This is a genomic window from Streptomyces durocortorensis (assembly GCF_016901035.1).
Lineage (GTDB): Bacteria > Actinomycetota > Actinomycetes > Streptomycetales > Streptomycetaceae > Streptomyces > Streptomyces durocortorensis.
Genome location: NZ_JAFEUF010000052.1, coordinates 3,369 through 23,836, shown reverse-complemented (window position 1 = coordinate 23,836; position 20,468 = coordinate 3,369). Strand labels below are relative to the sequence as shown.

Sequence of the window (20,468 nt, the reverse complement as noted above, 5' to 3'; positions counted from 1 at the left end):
ATCCCGGGAGTGCCTCGTATGGGGACGAATGGATCGACGATGCTCGAGCCGTTACGGCAGGGGCTTCCCCCCACCGACCCCTCAGGGGTTGCCGGATCGGCTTCCTGCGCTCTGCCCGCGCGTTACGAAGCGGTCGGCGGCGCACGGAAGTTCACCCGGACCACGCTGGAGCGGTGGGAGCTGGGAGACCGGTTCGACGATGTCGCCCTGGTGGTGTCCGAACTCGTCACCAACGCCCTGCGCCACGCGCTGCCCGGTGACCCGCCCCGGGAGTTCCAGGACCCGCCGGTGCGCCTGCATCTGATGCGGTGGACCTCGCGGCTGGTGTGCGCGGTGCGCGATCCCAGCCGGGAGAGCCCGGTGGCGGGCGAGGCGGCGGATTCCGCCGAATCGGGCCGGGGGCTGTTCCTGGTGGAATGCGTCAGTGACAGCTGGGGCTGGCACCCCTCTCCCGCGCCGCTCGGAGAACTGCCTTCCGGGCCGCTGTACGGCAAGGTCGTCTGGGCCCTTTTCCGGCTGCCGGAAAAGGGGAAGTAGGGCTCACGAAGAGCCCCGGTCCGGTCCTTCGTGGGCCGGGCCCGGCGTCAGGCGCCGGCCGCGAGATGGTCGAACTCGCCGTCCTTGACGCCCAGCAGCAACGCCTCGATCTCCGCGGGCGTATAGACGAGGGCGGGCCCGTCGGGGTGACGGGAGTTCCGCATCGCCACATTCCCTCCGGGCAGCCGCGCGAACTCCACGCAGGATCCCTGGGAGTTGCTGTGCCTGCTCTTCTGCCAGACGACTCCGCGAAGCTCTGTGGCCGCCATGCCGTTGTACACGTGGTGCACAGGACGCTCCCCGAGTTGCAAGGTGCAAGTGTCAACTAGCTCGGATCATAGCTCTGTTCATATGCCAATGCATGAGCAGATGCACGTGCACGCGGGGTGTTCCTTTGATTACAAGACGAACGGGGCGCCTATTTCGCTCCCGCTTACCGGAGTTGATCGTTGCGGACCTTGGTAACGTGGCGCGGTCTTTCGACCGGAAAACAGCAAGGGGGAACTCCACGTGACCAGGTCTCTACGCACCGGCGCCTTCGCGGTCGCCGCTCTGGCCGCGTCGTTCGCGCTGACCGCCTGCGGCAGCGACGACGCGGACAAGGGCTCCGGCACGGACGCCTCGGCGAGCGCGACGCCCGGCGGCGGCGAGGACTCCGGGGAGTCCGCCGGGGGCGGGGACGTCGACGCCGCCGCACTGGAGGGCACCTGGGTGGGGCTGACGGACGGCAAGAACGTCACCGTCTCCATCGCCGCCCGCCAGGTCGCCCTCGTCGCCGACCAGTCCGTGTGCCAGGGCGAGGTGAAGGACATGGGCGGCGAACCGATGCTGGCGCTGAAGTGCACCGACGGCGGCACCGACCGCACGATGGGCGCGATCGACTCCGTCGACGGCTCGAAGCTGGTCGTCTCCTGGGACGGCGGGGCCAAGGACACCCTCGCCAAGGCGGAGGCGGGCAAGCTGCCGAGCGGCATGCCCTCGCTCCCCGACATGCCCGACCTCCCGGACCTGCCCGCCCCGTAAGGCAGGCCCGGGACGTCGGGGGCGTTCAGCTCTCGGCTCGGAGACTTCAGCCCTCGGCGAGGGTGCTGCTGACGCGGGTGGAGCCGCCGCGCTCGTCCAGGGCGCGGGTGAACTCCTCCAGCGCGTCCAGGAGCAGCGCCGCACCCCGGCGCACCACCGGGTCGCCGACCGGTGTCGTGCCGTCGTCCGTCGGTGTGGGCATGTCCCAGTGGGCCACCGCGTCCACCACCGGCTGCCAGTCGGGCAGCCGCCGCTCCCGTACCGCCTTGGCGCCCTTCTCGGTGGCCCGGCGCAGCGCCTCGGCCAACTGGGCGGCGCCGGGCACCGGGTCGGCCGACCGGGCGGGCAGATGGGCCTCCAGGACCATCGCGGACCGGCCGAGCTGGGCCAGCGCGTGCTGGGCGTCGGTGGCGGCGGCCCGGGAGATGCCCCGGTGGCGTACGGGTTCGTGCTGGGCGGTCGCCAGCGCCTCCTGCCACGCCACACGGGCCTCCCGGGTGGCGATCAGCGCGTCCCGGACGTCCTCGTTGTCGCGGGCGGTGGGGTCGGCGTACCGGTCGACGACCGTGGCCGCGTACCGCCCGTCCGCCACCAGCCACTCGGCCAGCCGGTTGCGCAGCCTCGGGGTCTCCCAGGCCGGGTAGACGGCGTACGAGATCATCGCGAGGAGCCCGCCGACCAGCGTCAGCACGATGCGTTCGGTGACGGTCTGGGACCAGTCGTCGCCGGCCATGCCGAGCAGGAAGACGACGTACGCGGCGACGCAGACCTGGCCGACCGCGTAGCCGGTCCGCATCAGCAGGTACATCAGCCCGGCGCAGACCACCGCCAGGAGCGCGGAGAGCCGGGCGTCGGGGTGGGCGGTCTGCACGATCGCGGTGGCGAGCCCGACGCCGACCAGGGTGCCGCCGAAACGTCCCGCGGCACGGGCGTACGTCTGCGAGAACTCCGGCCGCATCACCATGACGGCGGTCATCGGCGCCCAGTAGCCGTGGCCGAGCGGGACGGCCTCGCCCACGAAGTACCCGGAGACGGCGACCACCGCGACCCGGATCGCGTGGCGCATGATCGGCGAGCCGTGGTGCAGCTCGCGGCGCATCGCGGCCAGCACCACCGGGACCAGTTGCAGGAGCGTGGGCCGCTGCCGGGTGTCCGGGGCGAGGTCGGACGGCACCCCGCTGTCGGTCCCGGTGCCCTCCGCGATCTCCAGGACGTCGTCGAGCAGGGCGGAGAGCCGGTCGGCGGCGCGGCGGGCGGGGCCGACGAGGATCACGTCGTTGTCGGGGGTCTTCAGGACGCCCAGGTCGGTGGCGGAGAGGTGGACGGGCTCGCCGTGCCGGACGGCCCGCGCGGCGGCGTCCAGGACCGAGCCGGCCGCGCCGAGCAGCTCGTTCACCCAGAGCCGCTCCAGGCCGTCGCCGGGCACGCCCATCGCCGGGTCCGCCAGCGAGGCCAGCACCGGGCGCAGCCGCTCGGCCACGCCCCGCGCCCCGTGCAGTTCGGCGGGGCGGCGGCGGGCCTCGCGCGGGGTGACGGCGGCGGCGCTGCGGGCGGTCATCAGGGGCAATGGGTCGAAGGGGGCGACCGGGTCGTGGCGCAGCCGGCGGGCGTAGTCGGCCTCGGCGGCGAGGGCGTCGGCGAGCGCGTCGCGCTGGGCGCCCCATCTGCGGACCGGGAAGAGGACGATGAGCGCCGCCTGCACGAGGCCGCCGACGGCGATCATCCCCGCGTGGGCGGCGGCGTCCACGACCGAGGTGGGCAGGGTGATCGTCACCAGCATGATCGCGACGTTGGACGAGGCGATGATCCCGCCCGTGGGACCGGCCGCCCAGGCGAGCCCGGCGAGGAAGGTCCAGAGGCCGAGCAGGCAGAGGAAGAGGACGACGTGCGCGCCGCTGACGTAGCCGACGAAGGTCGAGACGGCGAGGCTGGCGCCGGAGACCAGGGCGAGGACGGGGCGCGGGCGCCAACTGCGCTGGAAGGTGGCGATGGCCGCCTGGAACGCGCCGAACGCGGAGCTCGCCGCGATCTCCGGCCCGAACAGCACGAGGCTGGTGCCGATGACGAGGGCGAGGCCGGCCGCACCGCGAAAGGCGATGAGGGGTTCCAGCCTCTGCCGCTCGATCTCCAGCCCCGAGCGGGCGGTCTCCTTCAGCGCCCGGAGCCAGCTCATGGGCCGAGCCTAACCGTGCAATCTCGGACAAGCTCGACTTATTACTCGCTTATGACGTGATTTCTCCGTCGGGTCGGGGGGACGCCCCGCCCATGCGGGCCCGGTCAGCTGCCTCGGTGCCGTGCGTCCAGCCGGCCAGGTCGGACACGCCGCGGAGCCGGGTGGTCGTGGTCCTCGGGAACATCCGCTCGGCGGTGTCGGCGACCGCGACGTCCCGGGCGGCGAGGACGGGGAGCAGCCCGCCGCCGCCCTGTCCGGTGTCGGATTCGGCCGCCGCCGTGACCCGCTCGGCGTCGGCGGACAGCCGGCGGCCGAGGCGCTGGGCGTACCCCATCAGGAACGCCTGCCGGAAGGTCTTGGTCCGTTTACGGCCTCCGGCGCGCTGGCCGGCCTCCGCCCGGGTCATCGCGGCCGTCCCCTGGACGAGCAGCGAGGTGAACAGCAGCTCGACGGCCTCCAGGTCCGCCTCGAAGCCGACGACCGTGGAGAAGCCGAGGTCTTCGTTCCACACGGCCCGGCAGCGGTTCGCGGAGGCGACGGCGTCCAGCAGGATCGCCTTGGCGCTCTCGTACGGGGGCTCCACCCCGATCCGGCAGGCCCCCGGCGTCTCGCTGCTGTGCGTCCGGGCGGCGAGGAGGGCCTCGTCGATGGTGTGCCGGGCCATCAGCTCCTGCGCCTTGGTGGTCAGCGCCTCGGCCTCCTCCGGGAAGCCGGTCGCCTCCGCCTTCGCCAGCAGCGCCCGGATCCGGGTGAGCATCCGGGGCTCGTCGGCGGCGGGCGGCCGGTGCAGGTGGTCGGCGGCCGCGCCGGGCGGCGGGCCCACGGGCTCGATGGCGGGCAGCCGCAGCAGCACCCGGTAGAGCTCAAGGAGATCGGCGGCGTAACTGAACCGGTCGGGGCGGTTGCGGGGCAGGGGCGGCGGAAGCTCGGCGAGCTGCTGGAGCCAGCGGGGCGGCAGCTCCGCGTACCGGGCGGTCTCGGCGGCGATCAGGGTCGCGGCCAGCGCCGCCCTCCGCTCGTCCAGCTCGCGGCGGACGAACCGGACCAGGTCGGCGGGGTGCCAGCCCCGGTCCCACGCCCGGCGCACGAACTCCTCGCCGCGCAGGTGCGCCTCCGCGTCGGCGTCCGGGGCGGCGGCGAGCAGGGACGCGCCGGTGTCCAGGGCGGCGTCGCCCTCCGCGTAGAGGGCCGCCGCGCACGCCCGGTCGATCACGGATTCCATCCGGCCAAGGGTAGGCGGAGCACTTCCGGCGGACCGCTTCCGGGCGGACCGCTTCCGGGCGGCGGGTCCGGTCGCGGGACGGCTCCCGGGCGTTGTCAGTGGTGGGTGCCAGACTCGCACCCATGACCGAACGGTGGGCGGTGGCGGCCGTGGACGGGGGCGGGGCGCTGCTCGCGCCGCTCGCGCGGGACGGCACGCCCGCGGGGCCGGTCCTCGCCGAGCCCGACCTCGTCGAGGCGGTCCGCTCCCGCCCCGACGTGGTGCGCTGGGTGTGGCGCTCGACCGCCGAGGTCTACCCCCGGCTGCTCGCCGCCGGGGTCCGGGTCGAGCGGTGTTACGACATCGAGTGCGCCGAGCTGCTGCTGCTCGGGCACGCCGGGCGCCTCGGCGAGCCCCGGTCGGCCGCCGCCGCGCTGGCCCGCCTCGACAACGCGCCGGTGCCGCCGGACCCGCCCGCCCGGTCCGCCGAGCCGGGGGCGCAGTCCTCCCTCTTCGAGCCGTCGTCGGGGACCGGCGTGCCGTTCGAGGGCCTCCTGCGGGTCTACGCGGACCAGCTGCGCCGCCACGACGCGGCGGAGCACCCCGACCGGATGCGGCTGCTGACCGCGTCGGAGTCGGCGGGGATGCTCGTGGCCGCCGAGATGCACCGGGCCGGGCTGCCCTGGCGCGCCGACGTCCACCGGGACCTGCTGAACGGGCTGCTGGGCGAGCGGTACGCGGGCGGCGGCGAGCCCCGCAGACTCGCCGAGCTGGCGGACGAGGTGTCGGCCGCGTTCGGCAGACGGGTCCGCCCCGACCTCCCCGCCGATGTGGTGAAGGCGTTCGCGCAGGCGGGGATGCCGGTGAAGTCGACCCGGCGGTGGGAGCTGGAGGAGGTGGACCATCCGGCGGTCGAGCCCCTGATCGCGTACAAGAAGCTGTACCGGATCTGGACCGCGCACGGCTGGTCCTGGCTCCAGGACTGGGTGCGCGAGGGCCGCTTCCGCCCGGAGTACCAGCCGGGCGGCACGGTCAGCGGCCGCTGGACGACCAACGGCGGCGGGGCCCTCCAGATCCCCAAGGTGATACGGCAGGCCGTGATCGCCGATCCGGGGTGGCGGCTCGTCGTCGCGGACGCCGACCAGATGGAGCCCCGGGTGCTGGCGGCGATCTCCCGCGACCGGGGCCTGATGGAGGTGGCCGGTCATGACGGCGACCTCTACAAGGCCCTGTCCGACCGGGCGTTCTCCGGCGACCGCGAGCACGCCAAGCTGGCGCTGCTCGGCGCGGTCTACGGCCAGACCTCCGGGGACGGGCTGAAGAACCTGGCCGCGCTGCGCCGCCGCTTCCCGCTGGCCGTCGCCTACGTGGACGACGCGGCGCGGGCGGGCGAGGAGGGCCGCGTGGTGCGGACCTGGCTGGGCCGCACCAGCCCGCCGGTCGTCTCGGCGGGCCAGGACGAGGAGGCGGGCATCCCCCAGGAGGACCCGGAGGGCGCCGGAGACGCCGGGGACCCCGGGGGCGGGTCCGGTGGCGGTGCGGCACGGGCCCGGGGGCGCTTCACCCGAAACTTCGTGGTGCAGGGCAGCGCCGCCGACTGGGCGCTGCTGCTCCTGGCCGGGCTGCGCCGGACGCTCTTCGAGCAGGGGCTGCGGGCGCGGCTGGTGTTCTTCCAGCACGACGAGGTGATCGTGCACTGTCCGGCCGAGGAGAGCGCCGCCGTCACCGAGGCGATCCGCGCTGCGGGCGAGCTGGCCGGGCGGACCGCCTTCGGGGAGACGCCGGTGCGCTTCCCCTTCACGGTGGCGGTGGTGGAGCGGTACGCGGACGCGAAGTGACCGTCCGGACAGGGCGACGGGAAGCGCCCCCCTCACGCGCCGGACGGCGTGAACGGGGCGCGGGCGGTGGTACGCGCTCGCTGTTCCCGTCGTCTACCCGCGTTCCCACAACGCGGGGACGTGCGGCGGCTCCCAGCCGGAGACGGCCTGGTGCGCCTGCAGACAGCGGTAGGCGACCCCGCCGTAGGTCACGCGGTCACCCGCGCGGTAGGAGGTGCCGGAGGCCCAGGTGGTCCCCGGCTCGGTGGGCGGAGAGGTCGGCGGATCGGTCGGCTTGGGCGTCTGGGCGACGTCCAGGACGAAGTCGAAGGTGCCCTGACGCCCGTTCCCGACGTTGCGGACGTTCATCAGCAGCTCGGGGTCGAACAGGGCGTCGGTGTTGTTGCGCGGCTCGTTCGGGAAGTAGAGCTGGGTGGTGAGGATGCGGCCGCCGGGCGCCTGCGCCTTCACGTGGAGGTGGCGCGTACGGCCCGGATAGAGACCCGGCACCACGGTGGTGAGGCTGAACGACCCGTCGGCTCCCGTGAGTTGGTGTCCCCGGAAGGCGAACCTGGCCATGTCGTACGACCCGTTGGTGTCCGCCTGCCAGAAGTCGAGCAGGGCCCCGGCGACGGGCCGGCAGGCCCGGCCGAAGACGTAACCGCTCACGGTGAGCGGTACGCCGGGGGTGCCCGGGGTCACCAGGCTGGTGCGGCGCGGGGAGTTGGGCTTGAAGTACGGGCCCTCCATCTGCGGCGGTGTCGTGTCGTCGCCGTCGTCGCACTCCGGGGTGGGGGCCAGGGGCCCGTTCCCGGCGGAGGCGGCGACGCGGGCGAGCGCGACGCCTCCTCCGGCGAGCAGCGGTGCGGCGCTCGCGACGAGCGCGGCCTTCAGGAGACCTTTGCGGCTGATGCGCCGCCGGTCCCCCGGCGTCTCGTCGAAGCCGTCCGGGTCGTGGGGGGTTGGGCTGTCCATTTGTGGGGTCATGACAGTTCCTCGGAATCCTCGGTGCGGGGAGGCGGAGAGATTCGGGGTCGGTCGGGTCAGACCCGCTGCCAGAGCGCCGGGACGGCCGCGGGGGTCCAGCCGGGCTGCGCCGTGTGCGCCTGGAGGCAGCGGTAGGTGGCTCCGCCGTACGTCACCGTGGCTCCGGCGGCGTACGCGGTGCCGGCCGCCCAGGTGCCGCCCGGCGGGTCGGTGGGCGGGTCCGTCGGCGGCGTGGTGGGCGGGTCGGTGGGCGTACCGCTGGTGACCAGGGTCAGCCCGTACGCCTGGAGCAGCGGGTTGAGTGGCTGGAAGTACGTCGTACCGCCCGACGAGCAGTTGCCCGAGCCGCCGGAGGTGACGCCCTGCGCCTGGTTGCCGGAGATGTACGAGCCGCCGGAGTCGCCGGGCTCCGCGCAGACACTGGTGCGGGTCACGCCGGAGATGGTGCCCTCCGGGTAGGTGACGCTGGTGTTGAGCTGCTGGACGGTGCCGCAGTGCCAGCCGGTGGTGGAGCCGGAGCGGCAGACCGAGGCGCCGACGACGGACGCGGTGGATCCGGCGACGGTGACGTCGCCCCGCCCGTATCCGTTGACCGTCGGGCGCGGGGTCCAGTTGGCGTTGGTGGCGACCCAGGCGTAGTCGCGGCCGGGGAAGGTGGAGCCCTGGAAGGTGCCCTGGGCCTGCTGGTTGAAGCCGTTGGTGGTCGTGCCGACCCGGCCGCAGTGGCCCGCGGTGGCGAAGCCGTTCTGGGTGCCGCGCTTGACGGAGAAGCCGATGGAGCAGCGGCCGGAGCCGTTCATGTAGTACGCGTCGCCGCCCCGGAGGTCGGCGAAGGTGCGGGGCTTCTCGGCGGAGCGGGCCACGGTGACGAGGCCGCCGTCGACCCCGGCCGCCTTGAGGAACGCCGTTCCGGCGGCGGTGCTCGCGGCGTTCACGACGACACGGTTGGCCTCGACGTCGACGTACCAGACGGGCACCTCCTTGGGCGCCTTGCGCAGCGCGGACTTGTCGAGGGCATCCATGACGCCTTCGAGCCGGTCCAGGCTGTGCGCGACGACCTCGGCCTTCGCCCCGGCCCCGGTGATCCGGGCGGCCTGGGAGGCGTCGGTGGTGGAGACGGTCAGGGTCGCCTTCGTGCCGCTGACCCGGGCTCCGGCGAAGTCGGCGCCGAGGGACTTCTCCAGACCCGCGGCGACGGCCGCGGCGCGGTACTCGCCGGCTATCCGGCTGCGCGCGTCGTCCGCGTCCAGGCCGAGGTCGCGTTCCATGGCGGCCAGCAGTCCGGGCGACAGGCTGTCGGCGGAGACCGGCGGGGCGGTGGTGCCCGCGGGGTCGGCGGACGCCACGCCGGTCAGCCCGGCGAGGGCGAGCGCACCCACGGCCACCGTGGCGGTGCCGGCGGCGAGGGCGCGTCTGCGGAGCGTGGTTCTCTCCACGTAACTCTCCTTGGTTCAGGGGGTGTCCGGGTCCGGCGGGGGTTGGTCCGGACCAGGGAATTGCCGAAACCGTAGCGGCGGTGACACCCGGCGCAGGAGATCCCGTTCGCCCCCTCCCTCCGCGTTATGGGGCCGGACCCCCTCCGAGGGGGAAGCCGTCTCCCCTTCGGCGGGGCGCCCGGGTAGGTTCGCCCTCATGCACACAGGGCAACTTCTGGGCTCGGGACGCACCGCCGACGTGTACGCACTCGACGGCCCCTGGGTCCTTCGCCGCTACCGGGACGGCACCGACACCACGGAGGAGCTGGCCGTGATGAGTTACGTCGGCGCCTTCGGCTTCCCGGTGCCGCGCATCGGTCCGCCCGCCGAAGGGGCCCGCCCAACGGACCTGGTGCTCCAGCGGCTGACCGGCCCGACCCTGGCCGAGGCCCTGGTGGCGGGGCGGCTGGGGGCGGCCGAGGCGGGGGCGCTGCTCGCCCGGCTGCTGCGCGAGCTGCACGCGATACCGCCCCGGGTCTCGACGAACCCGGAGGACTGCGTGCTCCACCTGGACCTGCATCCGGAGAACGTGGTGCTCACGGCGGGGGGCGCGGTGGTGATCGACTGGTCCACCGCGACGGAGGGCCCGCCCGGCCTGGACCGGGCGATGTCGGCGCTGACCCTGGCCCGGATCGCGCTGGACCCGGCGCTCCCGGCCGGGGCCGACGTACGGCCGCTGCTGGCGGCGCTCCTGGCGGAACTCGCCGACGACGGGGGCGTGTCGGCCGCCGATCTGGCGCCGGCCCGGACCCGCCAGCAGCAGAACCCGCACCTGACGGAGGCCGAACGGGGCCGCTTGGACGAGGCGGTGGACGTGGTGCTGGACCAATCCAGCACCTGAGGGAAGTCAAGCCCCTCCGGCGATTGAGGAGCGGGGGTGCGGGGGCGGAGCCCCAGAGCAGGAACCTCAGCGCCGCCCGCGCCGCGCGTCCCGTACCCGCCGCAGCCGGTTCACCGTGACCGGATCCACCCGCAGCGCCCGCTCGTCCTCGATCAGCGCGTTCAGCAGCTGGTAATAGCGGACCGGCGAGATCCCGAGCTCCTCGCGGATCGCCCGCTCCTTCGCCCCGGGCCCCGCCCAGGACCGCCGCTCCAGGGCCAGCAGCGCCCTGTCCCGTACGGACAGCTCGTCCGCACCGGGCACGGGCGCGGACGGGGCGTCGTGGTGATCGGGGTCGGGATCAGGGCCGGGGGCGGTCATATCAACCAACCTAATGCCCACCCCCGACACCGCACGCCCGCCCCGCGTCCGCTGTTCGGCGGCCTCCTATTCGGCGGCCTCCGCCTGCGTCGCCTCGGAAGCTATCCCTCCGAGGATGCTCTCGGGGTTGCTGCCCGGCGCGACCGCGCTGCCGATGTTCTTCTTGATCGCGTCGCTGACCGTGGCCCAGGACGTCTTGCCGAACGGGGGCAGGCTGGAGTTGGGCAGCGCGGCCAGGAACTCGTGCAGCTTCTTGTGCTTCTTGTCGGTCTCCATGGCGGCCGAGGCGCTGCCGGTCACCGGGAGGAGGTCGTACTCCTCGGCGAACTCCAGCACGTTCTCGTCGGAGTAGGCGTAGTCGAGGAACTTGCCGATCTCCTTGCGGTGGCCGTTCTCCTTGAAGCCCATCATCCAGTCGGCGACGCCCATGGAGCCCTTGGTCGGGCCGTCGGCGCCGGGCAGCGGCACCATGCCGACCTTGACGCCCTTGGCCTCGGCCTCGTCCATCAGGGTGGGGTGGCCGTTGAGCATGCCGACCTTGCCGGCGGTGAACGCCTCGAACGCCTTCGCCCGGTCCAGCTTGCCCGGCGCGACCGGGCCGGTGAGGCCCTTGCCGACGAGGTTGTCCCGCAGCCAGCGGAACGTGGCGACGTTCTCGGCCGAGTCGATGTCGTACGAGCCGACGTCGTCGGTGTAGCCGCCGCCCCCGCTGAGCAGCCACATCAGGGTCTCGGCCTGGGCCTCCTCCTGGCCGAGCGGCAGGGCGAAGGGGTAGTCGACGCCCTTCGCCTTGAGGGCCGCGGCGTCGCTGCTGATGTCGTCCCAGGTCTCGGGTGCGTCCAGGCCCGCCTGGTCGAAGAGCTGCTGGTTGTAGAAGAGCAGCCGGGTGCTGGCGACGAAGGGCAGGCCGTACAGCGTGCCGTCGACCTTGCCCGCGTCGGTGAGCGAGGGCAGGAAGTTGGCCGCGGTGCGGATCGCGAGCGTCTCGTCGGCGGTGTAGAGCTTGCCCGCCTTGGCGTAGTCCGCGTACGCGCCGATCTGGGCGATGTCCGGGGCGTTGCCGTCCTTGACCATCGCGGCGACCTCGCGGTCGACGTCCTTCCAGGAGAGGACGGTGACATCGACCTTGATGCCGGGGTGCTCCTTCTCGAAGCCCGAGGCGACCCCGCTCCAGTATTTCTCGGAGCTGTTCTCCGGACCGGTGCCGTAGTCCGCGGCGACCAGTTTCAGCGTGACGTCGCCCGAAGCGGCATCACCCCCGCAGGCCGACAACGTTGCCGTCATACCCAGCGCGGCCACCGCCGCGGTCAGACCCAAAAAGCGCCGCTGCACAGCCTCGCCCATCCTCGTCGGTACGCCTTGCCCACGGACGGTGCGCACGGCGTCGGCCGGCGGCCTCGCTCGGCCGCGGCTGTGCCGCCCTGTCCTGGACACCGTCCGGATGAACTGCGATTTTCCCCCATTGCCGACGCGAAGGTCTACACCACCGGCGTATCGCTTCGGCAACGTATACGGGCCCTGGAGGCCATAACTGGCTTGCGGGTACTGGAAGTCGGAGGCCCCGGACCGTATCTTGGTCCAGACCTTTAGCCCGGATTCCCGCCGACCCGGGGTTCCCATACGTGACCTTCCGGAATAAAAAGGTCCGTTCTTCACCCGTTCATCATTTTGTATGGGTGCGCAACAAACCGCGCTAGTGGACTAGACCTTTTGGGGGTCGGCGGGCGAAACTGTCTCCCGTGAGACATGTCATCGCCCTCGATGTGGGCGGCACCGGAATGAAGGCCGCACTGGTCGGGACCGACGGCACCCTCCTTCACGAGGCGCGGCGGGCCACCGACCGGGAGCGCGGCGCCGAAGCGGTCATCGAGTCGATCCTCGCGTTCGCGGCGGATCTGCGGGCCCACGGCGAGGAGCACCTCGGCGAGAGCGCCGTCGCCGCCGGGGTCGCCGTGCCCGGCATCGTCGACTCCGCCAAGGGCATCGCGGTGTACGCCGCGAACCTGGGCTGGCGCGACGTACCGCTGCGCGCCCTGCTCGCCGAGCGGCTCGGCTCCGTCCCGGTCGCCCTCGGCCACGACGTCCGCACCGGCGGGCTCGCCGAGGGCCGGATCGGCGCCGGGCGCGGCACGGACCGCTTCCTGTTCGTCCCGCTGGGCACCGGGATCGCCGGGGCCATCGGCATCGCGGGCACGATCGAGGCGGGCGCCCACGGGGACGCGGGCGAGATCGGCCACATCGTCGTCCGCCCGGAAGGACCCGACTGCAGCTGCGGGCAGCGCGGCTGTCTGGAGACGCTGGCCTCCGCCGCCGCGGTGACCCGGGCCTGGGCCGCCGCCTCCGGGGATCCCGGGGCGGACGCCGCGGACTGCGCGAAGGCCGTCGAGTCGGGCGACCCGGCGGCGATCGAGGTCTGGCAGAACGCGGTCGACGCACTCGCCGCCGGCCTCGTCACCGCGCTCACCCTCCTCGACCCGGGCACGCTCATCATCGGTGGCGGTCTCGCCGAAGCCGGGGAAACCTTGTTCACACCACTGCGTGCGGCCGTCGAGGAACGCATCACGTTCCAGAAGCCGCCCCACATCGTCCCGGCGGCCCTCGGGGACACCGCCGGATGCCTGGGCGCGGGGCTGCTCGCCTGGGATCTACTCTCCACGGAGGTTTCCGCCTGATGGCCCCACGCGCAGCAGACAGCACCGTTCTCGCCGGCGCCCGGGTGGTGCTCCCCACCGGCACGGTCGAGAACGGCCGGGTGACCGTCGAGGGCGCCCGTATCGCCGCCTCCGCACCCGAGGGCGCCCGGGTCGTCGACCTCTCGGGCCACTGGGTGGTCCCCGGCTTCGTGGACATGCACAACCACGGCGGCGGCGGGGCGTCCTTCACCTCCGGCACCGTGGACGAGGTCCTCACCGGCATCCGTACGCACCGCGAGCACGGCACCACCACGATGGTCGCCTCCACCGTCACCGGCGAGATGGACTTCCTCGCCCGGCGCGCGGGCGAGCTGTCCGAGCTGGTCGAGCAGGGCGACCTGGCCGGGATCCACTTCGAGGGCCCCTTCATCTCGCCGTGCCGCAAGGGCGCCCACAGCGAGCAGCTGCTGCGCTACCCGGACCCGACCGAGGTCCGCAAGCTGGTCGACGCCGGGCGCGGCACCGCCCGGATGGTCACCCTCGCCACCGAACTGCCCGGCGGCCTCGACTCCGTGCGGCTGCTCGCCGAGCTGGGGGTCATCGCCGCCATCGGCCACACGGACGCGACGTACGAGCAGACGGTGGAGGCCATCGACGCGGGCGCGACCGTCGCCACGCACCTGTTCAACGCGATGCCGCCGCTCGCCCACCGCGAGCCCGGCCCGATCGCCGCCCTCCTGGAGGACGACCGGATCACCGTCGAGCTGATCAACGACGGTACGCATCTGCACCCGGCGGTCCTGGAGCTGGCCTACCGCCACAAGGGCGCGGGCCGGGTCGCGCTGATCACCGACGCGATGGACGCGGCCGGTTTCGGCGACGGCTCCTACGACCTCGGGCCGCTCGCGGTCGAGGTCAAGGACGGCGTCGCCCGGCTGGTGGAGGGCGGCTCGATCGCGGGCTCGACCCTCACCCTGGACACCGCGTTCCGCCGGGCGGTCACCCTCGACGAGATCCCCGTCGAGGATGTCGTCCGGTCCATCTCCGCCAACCCGGCGCGGCTGCTCGGCGTCTACGACCGGGTCGGCTCGCTGGATGCGGGCAAGGACGCCGACCTGGTGGTGCTCGACGAGGACTTCGTCCTGAAGGGCGTCATGCGCCGGGGCGAGTGGATCATCGAGCCGAAGACGGCCTGAGGCCCCCGGGCCGTTGGAACCGAGGCCTCCGGGCCGTTGAACACGTAACGAAGCGATGGCGGTCGGCGCCCGGGACTGGGCCGACCGCCATCGCTTTGACATGATCATCGGCATCGCGTGCCGCGAGCGGCAGGCGTGCACCGCTGGGGCCACGCAACGAGGGAGGGACCGGACCAGGTGATCCTGACCGTCACCCTGAACACCGCGCTCGACGTGACGTACACCGTCGACGCGCTCGTCCCGCACGGCAGCCACCGGGTCGGCGAGGTCACCGAGCGCCCCGGCGGCAAGGGGCTCAACGTCGCCCGGGTGCTGGGGGCGCTGGGCCACGACGCCGTCGTCACCGGCTTCGTCGGCGGCGCGACCGGAGGCGTCCTGCGCGGCCTCCTCGCCCCGCTCCCGCCGCGCGATGCCCTCGTGACCGTCGCCGAGAACACCCGCCGCACCCTCGCGATCACCGACCGCTCGACCGGAGACACCACCCAGCTCAACGAACCCGGACCGCAGGTCAGCCCCGCCGAATGGGCCGCCTTCCTGGGGACGTACGAGGAGCTGGTCGCCGGGGCCGACGCGGTCGCGCTCTGCGGCTCCCTGCCGCCCGGCATCCATGTCGGGGCGTACGCCGAACTGGTCCGGATCGCCCGCGCCGCCGCCGTACCCGTGCTGCTGGACACCAGCGGCGAACCGCTGCGCCGGGGCATCGCCGCCCGCCCCGACCTGGTCAAGCCGAACGCCGAGGAGCTGGCGCAGCTGACCGGCTCCCGCGACCCGCTGCGCGCTGCCGGCGACGCCCGCCGCCGGGGGGCCCACGCGGTGATCGCCTCGCTCGGCCCGGAGGGCGTGCTCGCGCTCACCCCGGACGGCGTCTGGCGGGCCGCCCCGCCCGCCCCTGTGCGCGGCAACCCGACCGGCGCGGGCGACTCCGCCGTCGCCGGGCTGCTGTCCGCCCTGGCCGAGGGGCTGCCCTGGCCGGAGCGGCTGGCCCGGGCGGTGGCCCTGTCGACGGCGACGGTGCTGGCCCCGACGGCCGGCGAGTTCGACGCGGCGGCCTACGCGGAGCTGCTGCCGCGCGTCACGGTGGAGCCGTACACGCCGACGCCCTGACCACCGGACCGGTGATCAGGGCGTGAGCGGAGGGAGCGGCCGTCAGCCGTTCTTCTGGATGTGGCCCGCCTTCAGCTCCAGCTGGTCGAGGTTGGCGTCGCACTGGTCGCCTTCCTCGCAGGACAGCTTGAGGGTGTTGGCGCCCTTGTCGAGCTGGACGTACGCGTAGGTGTTCGTCCAGCCCTTCTCCAGGTCGCCCTCTTCGGCCTGCGCGAAGTTCTTCATGTTGATGGAGCGGGGCTCCTGGTCGTTGACCGTCAGGGTCGTCTTCGCGTCCTTGCCGGGCACGCCGTAGGTCACGTACAGGGTGTACGCGCCGGCCTCGGGCACCTCCACCGACCAGGTGGCCGACCGGCCTACCTCGTTCAGGTTGATGTAGTTGCCGTTCGCGCCCTTGGCGCCCTTCACCGTGGAGTCCAGGGCCGCCGTGCCGCCCAGCGTCAGCGTCGCCGCGTCCTGCTTCGGCAGCTCGACCGGCTTCGGGGTCTCCTTCGGCTTCTCCTCCGGCTTCTTCGACTCCTCGACCTCGCCGGCGGGGCCCTCCGAGGACGACGCCTCGTTCTTCTTGTCGTCCTTGTCGCCGTCGTCGCCCGTGAGCAGGGCGGCGCCGATGCCGATGAGGACGACCGCGACCACGGCGACCGCCGCGATCAGGAGCGCCTTCGTGTTCGGGCCGCCGCGGCCCGTGCCTCCGCCACCGTGGCCGCCCTGGGCCGGAGGCTGCCCGTGGGACGCGCCGCCGGGGTAGGTCTCGGGGGCCGCGTACTGCGGGTTCGGCCGGTTGTACTGCTGCGCGGGCTGGCCGTACGCCTGCTGGGGCGGGTAGCCGTACCCGCCCTGCTGCTGGCCGTACTGGCGCTCGCCGACGGCACGCACCTGGTTGTAGGACGTTCTGGGCACGCCCGGCTGCGTGGCCGGACCCGGGTAGCCGTAGCCGCCCTGGCCGGGCGCCTGGGCGCCTGCCGCCTGTCCGTCCGCGTACAGATAGCCGAACGGATCGTCGTCCTCGGGCTTGCTCGCGCCGTTGTTTCCGGCCGTCATCCCTGGGTCACTCCTCACCATCTCGCCAGCCGTCGCCGACCGGCCGAGCCTACCTCGAACGGAGCAGCCCCCGAATTGCGATCACCCACCGGGACGGGCCCCGGGGAACAGGTACGGGGTAGGGGGAGGAACGGTCCGTGAACGTCATCCGGCCCTGCGGTGAACCTTCGACCGGGAGCGTTTTTCGACATACATCCGCTGGTCGGCGGAGCGCAGGACCTCTTCGACGCTCATGCCGCACTCGGCCCAGCCGATGCCGAAACTCGCCCCGACCCGGACCGCGCGACCATCGACCCTTATGGGCGGAATGATGGCATTTCGCAGACGAACGGCCAGGTCAGCGGCGTCCGCCGCTCCGAGGCCGTCGGCGAGAACGACGAATTCGTCACCCCCGAGCCGGGCGACGGTGTCACCGTCCCGCACACAGGTGCTCAGCCGCCGGGCGACCTCGATGAGCACGGCGTCGCCGGTGTGGTGCCCGAAGCGGTCGTTGATGGACTTGAAACCGTCGAGGTCGCAGAAGAGGACCGCGAGCCCCTTCGTCCCGTCGTCGTGCTCCGGGTCCGGGGCCACCGTGTGCACATGGTGGTCGAAGGGCCCGCCGCCGGGGACCGCCTCGCCCTCGTAGCCGTCGGGCTGGTAGCCGTGGGTGAGGGAGGACTCGACGTCCCCGTACGCCGCGTCCAGCGCCTCGATCGCGGTGGCGGCCGGGGAGTGCGGCCGCTCGCAGATCCGGGCGGAGAGCCGCGCCTTCAGCTCGGCGCTGTTGGGCAGCCCGGTCAGCGCGTCGTGCGAGGCCCGGTGGGCGAGGTTCAGCTCATGGCGCTTGCGCTCCTCTATGTCCTCGACATGGGTGAGCAGGAAGCGCGGCCCGTCCGCGGTGTCCGCGACGACGGAGTTGCGCAGCGAGACCCAGAGGTACGTGCCGTCCCGGCGGCTGAGGCGCAGCTCGGCCCGGCCGCCCTCGGCGGAGGTGCGCAGCAGGGTGCCGATGTCCTCGGGGTGGACCAGGTCGGCGAAGGAGTAGCGGCGCAGCACGGAGGCGGGGCGGCCGAGCAGTCGGCACAGGGCGTCGTTGGTGCGCAGCAGCCGGCCGTGCTGGTCGCCGCCCATCTCGGCGATGGCCATGCCGCTGGGCGCGTACTCGAAGGCCTGCCGGAACGACTCCTCGCTGGCCCGCAGTGCCTGCTGCTCGCGCTCCAGGCGGACCAGCGCGCGCTGCATGTTGGCCCGCAGACGGGCGTTGCTGATGGCGATGGCGGCCTGGGAGGCGTACATCTGGAGCGCTTCGCGCCCCCATGCGCCGGGGCGTCGTCCGTTGCGCGGCCGGTCGACGGATATGACCCCGAGGAGGTCCCGGCCGCTGCCGGACGCGTACATCGGGGCGTAGAGCCGGTCGAGCGGGTGCCACTCGTCCTCGAACCGGGGTTCGGGCCCCTCGGTGTGCCACTGCGGTACGTCGTCGTCGAGGAGGACCCAGCCCTCGGTGTGCGGGATGAACCGGAGGTCGTCCCAGGCCTCGCCCATGGAGAGCCGGCGTTCCCAGGAGGCGCGGGAGCCGACGCGGCCGGTGATCAGGGCCTCGGCGGCGGCGTTGCCCGCGAAGGCGGCGATGACGAGGTCGCCGTCCGGCCGGACCAGGTTGACGCAGCCCAGCTCGTAGCCGAGACCGGCGACGATTCCGTCGGCCACGGTCTGCAGCGTGTCCGCCAGACTCCGCGCCGTGTTGAGATCAGCGACGGCCTGATGCAGCTGCCGCATGGTCGCAAGGCGGACGTAGGGCTCCGACTCGGCCTCCATCGCTCGCACCCCCGGGACCTCGACAGCAACTCCAGGTTTCATATCGACGTACTTGTTGCAGTGTCACGGCCACTGAATCACAGTGAGCTGTGCACCCGGTACACAGGGTCAGCAGAAAATGGACTCTGTGACTCAAGTCACAACAGATGCCCAGGTGGTGGCGGTGACGCACGGCGACGCCGATCGTTCGGTGGTCACCGGGAGGAACGGATTCCCGTTGTGTGCGCCCGCGCACGCCCCCTCTCGCCCGTTCCCCTTCCGGGGTCCTAGGACCCGCCTGGTCCCCTGGCCCGATGCGGCCGCCCGGCCCCGCCGTTAGCGTCGGGGTGTGCTCCAGACGAAGCCCCCCACCCCGCGCCCCGAGACCGTCCCTCATGCTGAGGGAGTGAGCAACGACGAGTTCCGCGCCGCCCTCGCGCGGCTGGCCGCCGGGGTGGTGCTGGTCACCGCCCAGGAGCCGCCCCTCGACGAGGACGGCCGGGGCGAGGACGTGGGCATGACGGCGACCGCCTTCATGTCCGTGTCCCTGGAACCGCCCCTGGTGATGGTGAGCCTGCGCAACGGCTCCCGGATGGACGACCTGCTGGACGAGCAGCCGCTGTGGGCGGTCTCCGTCCTGGCCGCGAGCCAGCGGCACATCGCGGGCCGGTTCGCCATGAAGGGCCGGATCAGCGACCGGCTGCTGTTCGAGGACGTCGCGTACGTACGGGGCGAGGTGACGCACGCTCCGCTGATCGGCGGGGCGCTGGCGACGCTGGAGTGCCGCACCGAACAGCGCGTGGTGGCCGGGGACCACACCCTGGTGATCGGGCGGGTGCTCACGGCGGAGCTGCCGAGCCCGGAGGGCGACCCGCTGACGTACTTCAAGGGGCGCTACCGGCAGCTGGGCTGACGCCCCGCCCCCGCCCTCGTACGCCCGGGGCGCCCGCCACCTGCCCGTCCCGCCCTTGGCCACTCGCCGCGGGGGCTACCAGTCGCGGCCGGAGCGCCCGCGCTTGGTGTCGCCGCGCTGCTTCTTCTCGCGCAGCCTGCGCTCGTTGATCCCGCGCGGGATCTTCCGCTTGATCCGGGGCTTGGGCGGCGGTGCGGTCGCCTCGGCCAGGAGGGCGGCGAGCCGCACGGCGGCCGTCTCGCGGTTGCGCCACTGGGAGCGGTGCTCGGAGGCCCGTACGGAGACCACCCCGCCCACCAGCCGGCCCGCGAGCCGCTCCAGCGCCCGCGCCTTCCACACCTCGGGGAGCGCGTCGGTCGCCGCCAGGTCGAAGCGCAGCTCCACCTGGGAGTCGCTGGTGTTGACGTGCTGGCCGCCGGGCCCGGAGGACCGCGAGAAACGCCACATGAGCTCGGCCTCCGGGAGGGAGACCGAGCCGCGGATGACATAGGGCCCGGACATGACACCCATGGTCCCTCCCCCGCACCCCGCCCGTCACCTTCTTTTGCACCGCTCCGCCTCCCCTCGTCCGAAGGAAGTTCGTAAAGAAAGTAAAGGGACCAGGAACCTCATGGTCTGCTGCTTGCGTTAGGACGGGTGACGGTAGCTTTCGTGATGGCACGAAGCCCGCACACGACGAGGAAAGGGACTTCCCATGGCAGTAAGCCTGTCCAAGGGCGGCAACGTCTCGCTCACCAAGGAGGCACCGGGCCTTACCGCCGTCACGGTCGGCCTCGGCTGGGACGTCCGCACCACCACCGGCACCGACTTCGACCTCGACGCCTCGGCGATCGCGGTCAACCCGACGGGGAAGGTCGTCTCGGACGGTCACTTCGTCTTCTTCAACAACAAGTCGACGCCGGACCAGACCATCGTGCACACCGGTGACAACGTCACGGGTGAGGGCGAGGGCGACGACGAGCAGATCAACGTCAACCTGGCGGGCCTGCCGGCCGACGTGGACAAGATCGTCTTCCCGGTCTCCATCTACGACGCCGAGACCCGCAGCCAGAACTTCGGCCAGGTCCGCAACGCGTTCATCCGCGTGGTCAACCAGGCCGGCGGCACCGAGATCGCCCGCTACGACCTCAGCGAGGACGCCGCCACCGAGACCGCCATGGTCTTCGGCGAGCTCTACCGCAACGGCGCAGAGTGGAAGTTCCGCGCGGTCGGCCAGGGGTACGCCTCCGGTCTGCGCGGCATCGCCCAGGACTTCGGCGTCAACCTCTGACGCCTCGCCCCGAGCGCACACCAGTTTCACCGGAGCCCCCGGGGGCGGGGGGGGGGGGGGGGGGGGCGGGGGGGGGGGGCGCCGGCCGGGCCGCCCCCCCCCCCCCGGCGGCCGCCCC

The 20,468-nt window shown here is 73.1% G+C and carries 19 protein-coding genes; 9 read left to right on the top strand and 10 right to left on the bottom strand.

Annotation, left to right across the window (positions count from 1 at the left end):
- The first annotated feature begins 39 nt into the window (after positions 1–39).
- Entirely contained in the window at positions 40–537 is a 498-nt protein-coding gene (locus JS521_RS13265) for an ATP-binding protein (protein WP_205083070.1), read from the top strand.
- A 47-nt stretch (positions 538–584) separates the two neighbouring features.
- On the opposite strand, the gene JS521_RS13260 is transcribed toward JS521_RS13265, so the two are convergent.
- On the bottom strand, positions 585–827 hold the full coding sequence (locus JS521_RS13260) for a DUF397 domain-containing protein (protein ID WP_003968242.1): 243 nt from the start codon (positions 825–827) through the stop codon (positions 585–587).
- A 220-nt stretch (positions 828–1,047) separates the two neighbouring features.
- Here JS521_RS13260 and JS521_RS13255 point away from each other — a divergent pair, with 220 nt between their 5' ends.
- Positions 1,048–1,560 (top strand): hypothetical protein, encoded by a 513-nt coding sequence (locus JS521_RS13255; RefSeq protein ID WP_205083069.1) that lies wholly within the window; start codon positions 1,048–1,050, stop codon positions 1,558–1,560.
- 46 nt (positions 1,561–1,606) lie between these two features.
- Here the strand turns inward: JS521_RS13255 and JS521_RS13250 are convergent, their stop codons facing one another.
- Together JS521_RS13250 and JS521_RS13245 are read right to left on the bottom strand one after the other, a co-directional pair.
- Complete coding sequence (locus tag JS521_RS13250) at positions 1,607–3,733, bottom strand: FUSC family protein (protein ID WP_205083067.1); 2,127 nt, start codon at positions 3,731–3,733, stop codon at positions 1,607–1,609.
- Between the two features lie 49 nt (positions 3,734–3,782).
- Entirely contained in the window at positions 3,783–4,955 is a 1,173-nt protein-coding gene (locus JS521_RS13245) for a DUF2786 domain-containing protein (protein ID WP_205083066.1), read from the bottom strand.
- Positions 4,956–5,077: 122 nt separating this feature from the next.
- Here JS521_RS13245 and JS521_RS13240 point away from each other — a divergent pair, with 122 nt between their 5' ends.
- Entirely contained in the window at positions 5,078–6,772 is a 1,695-nt protein-coding gene (locus tag JS521_RS13240; RefSeq protein ID WP_205083064.1) for a bifunctional 3'-5' exonuclease/DNA polymerase, read from the top strand.
- A 93-nt stretch (positions 6,773–6,865) separates the two neighbouring features.
- On the opposite strand, the gene JS521_RS13235 is transcribed toward JS521_RS13240, so the two are convergent.
- Entirely contained in the window at positions 6,866–7,726 is an 861-nt protein-coding gene (locus JS521_RS13235) for a dioxygenase family protein (RefSeq protein WP_205083062.1), read from the bottom strand.
- Positions 7,727–7,794: 68 nt separating this feature from the next.
- A complete protein-coding gene (locus JS521_RS13230; RefSeq protein ID WP_205083061.1) occupies positions 7,795–9,174 on the bottom strand; it encodes a trypsin-like serine protease in 1,380 nt (459 codons plus the stop codon).
- 196 nt (positions 9,175–9,370) lie between these two features.
- Here JS521_RS13230 and JS521_RS13225 point away from each other — a divergent pair, with 196 nt between their 5' ends.
- Positions 9,371–10,054: a phosphotransferase gene (locus tag JS521_RS13225; protein ID WP_205083059.1), complete on the top strand. Its 684-nt coding sequence runs from the start codon at positions 9,371–9,373 to the stop codon at positions 10,052–10,054.
- Positions 10,055–10,120: 66 nt separating this feature from the next.
- Here the strand turns inward: JS521_RS13225 and JS521_RS13220 are convergent, their stop codons facing one another.
- Both JS521_RS13220 and JS521_RS13215 read right to left on the bottom strand, forming a co-directional pair.
- A complete protein-coding gene (locus JS521_RS13220) occupies positions 10,121–10,414 on the bottom strand; it encodes a DUF3263 domain-containing protein (RefSeq protein WP_205083058.1) in 294 nt (97 codons plus the stop codon).
- A 66-nt stretch (positions 10,415–10,480) separates the two neighbouring features.
- On the bottom strand, positions 10,481–11,758 hold the full coding sequence (locus tag JS521_RS13215) for an ABC transporter substrate-binding protein (RefSeq protein ID WP_205083056.1): 1,278 nt from the start codon (positions 11,756–11,758) through the stop codon (positions 10,481–10,483).
- A 434-nt stretch (positions 11,759–12,192) separates the two neighbouring features.
- Here JS521_RS13215 and JS521_RS13210 point away from each other — a divergent pair, with 434 nt between their 5' ends.
- From JS521_RS13210 to JS521_RS13200, 3 genes are all read left to right on the top strand, one after another.
- Positions 12,193–13,086: an ROK family protein gene (locus JS521_RS13210; protein ID WP_239487226.1), complete on the top strand. Its 894-nt coding sequence runs from the start codon at positions 12,193–12,195 to the stop codon at positions 13,084–13,086.
- A complete protein-coding gene (gene nagA / locus JS521_RS13205; RefSeq protein WP_205083053.1) occupies positions 13,086–14,243 on the top strand; it encodes an N-acetylglucosamine-6-phosphate deacetylase in 1,158 nt (385 codons plus the stop codon). Before JS521_RS13210 ends, nagA begins: the two co-directional genes overlap by 1 nt.
- Before the next feature lie 177 nt (positions 14,244–14,420).
- Positions 14,421–15,347 (top strand): 1-phosphofructokinase family hexose kinase, encoded by a 927-nt coding sequence (locus tag JS521_RS13200; protein ID WP_205083052.1) that lies wholly within the window; start codon positions 14,421–14,423, stop codon positions 15,345–15,347.
- Between the two features lie 42 nt (positions 15,348–15,389).
- Here the strand turns inward: JS521_RS13200 and JS521_RS13195 are convergent, their stop codons facing one another.
- Together JS521_RS13195 and cdgB are read right to left on the bottom strand one after the other, a co-directional pair.
- Positions 15,390–16,388 (bottom strand): carbohydrate-binding protein, encoded by a 999-nt coding sequence (locus JS521_RS13195; RefSeq protein ID WP_205083050.1) that lies wholly within the window; start codon positions 16,386–16,388, stop codon positions 15,390–15,392.
- A 144-nt stretch (positions 16,389–16,532) separates the two neighbouring features.
- Positions 16,533–18,188 carry a diguanylate cyclase CdgB gene (cdgB, locus tag JS521_RS13190; protein WP_205083049.1) on the bottom strand — a complete coding sequence of 552 codons (1,656 nt, stop codon included), beginning with the start codon at positions 18,186–18,188 and terminating at the stop codon, positions 16,533–16,535.
- Positions 18,189–18,573: 385 nt separating this feature from the next.
- Between cdgB and JS521_RS13185 the strand changes: the two genes are divergently transcribed.
- Positions 18,574–19,080, top strand: coding sequence for a flavin reductase family protein (locus JS521_RS13185; RefSeq protein WP_030720633.1), 507 nt, complete (start codon positions 18,574–18,576; stop codon positions 19,078–19,080).
- Positions 19,081–19,155: 75 nt separating this feature from the next.
- Here the strand turns inward: JS521_RS13185 and arfB are convergent, their stop codons facing one another.
- The gene (arfB, locus tag JS521_RS13180; RefSeq protein WP_030088019.1) at positions 19,156–19,590 is read right to left on the bottom strand and encodes an alternative ribosome rescue aminoacyl-tRNA hydrolase ArfB; all 435 of its coding nucleotides are present in this window, start codon (positions 19,588–19,590) and stop codon (positions 19,156–19,158) included.
- A 184-nt stretch (positions 19,591–19,774) separates the two neighbouring features.
- Here arfB and JS521_RS13175 point away from each other — a divergent pair, with 184 nt between their 5' ends.
- Positions 19,775–20,350 carry a TerD family protein gene (locus tag JS521_RS13175; protein ID WP_205083047.1) on the top strand — a complete coding sequence of 192 codons (576 nt, stop codon included), beginning with the start codon at positions 19,775–19,777 and terminating at the stop codon, positions 20,348–20,350.
- Positions 20,351–20,468: the final 118 nt, after the last annotated feature.

Bases quoted from the DNA above. Each gene is read 5' to 3' on its own strand.
- JS521_RS13220 (WP_205083058.1), bottom strand. From the start codon at position 10,414: ATGACCGCCCCCGGCCCTGATCCCGACCCCGATCACCACGACGCCCCG.
- JS521_RS13235 (WP_205083062.1), bottom strand. From the start codon at position 7,726: ATGGACAGCCCAACCCCCCACGACCCGGACGGCTTCGACGAGACGCCG.
- cdgB (WP_205083049.1), bottom strand. From the start codon at position 18,188: ATGGAGGCCGAGTCGGAGCCCTACGTCCGCCTTGCGACCATGCGGCAG.
- JS521_RS13215 (WP_205083056.1), bottom strand. From the start codon at position 11,758: ATGGGCGAGGCTGTGCAGCGGCGCTTTTTGGGTCTGACCGCGGCGGTG.
- JS521_RS13175 (WP_205083047.1), top strand. From the start codon at position 19,775: ATGGCAGTAAGCCTGTCCAAGGGCGGCAACGTCTCGCTCACCAAGGAG.
- JS521_RS13225 (WP_205083059.1), top strand. From the start codon at position 9,371: ATGCACACAGGGCAACTTCTGGGCTCGGGACGCACCGCCGACGTGTAC.
- nagA (WP_205083053.1), top strand. From the start codon at position 13,086: ATGGCCCCACGCGCAGCAGACAGCACCGTTCTCGCCGGCGCCCGGGTG.
- JS521_RS13250 (WP_205083067.1), bottom strand. From the start codon at position 3,733: ATGAGCTGGCTCCGGGCGCTGAAGGAGACCGCCCGCTCGGGGCTGGAG.
- JS521_RS13265 (WP_205083070.1), top strand. From the start codon at position 40: ATGCTCGAGCCGTTACGGCAGGGGCTTCCCCCCACCGACCCCTCAGGG.
- JS521_RS13210 (WP_239487226.1), top strand. From the start codon at position 12,193: ATGAAGGCCGCACTGGTCGGGACCGACGGCACCCTCCTTCACGAGGCG.
- JS521_RS13195 (WP_205083050.1), bottom strand. From the start codon at position 16,388: ATGACGGCCGGAAACAACGGCGCGAGCAAGCCCGAGGACGACGATCCG.
- JS521_RS13240 (WP_205083064.1), top strand. From the start codon at position 5,078: ATGACCGAACGGTGGGCGGTGGCGGCCGTGGACGGGGGCGGGGCGCTG.
- JS521_RS13245 (WP_205083066.1), bottom strand. From the start codon at position 4,955: ATGGAATCCGTGATCGACCGGGCGTGCGCGGCGGCCCTCTACGCGGAG.
- arfB (WP_030088019.1), bottom strand. From the start codon at position 19,590: ATGGGTGTCATGTCCGGGCCCTATGTCATCCGCGGCTCGGTCTCCCTC.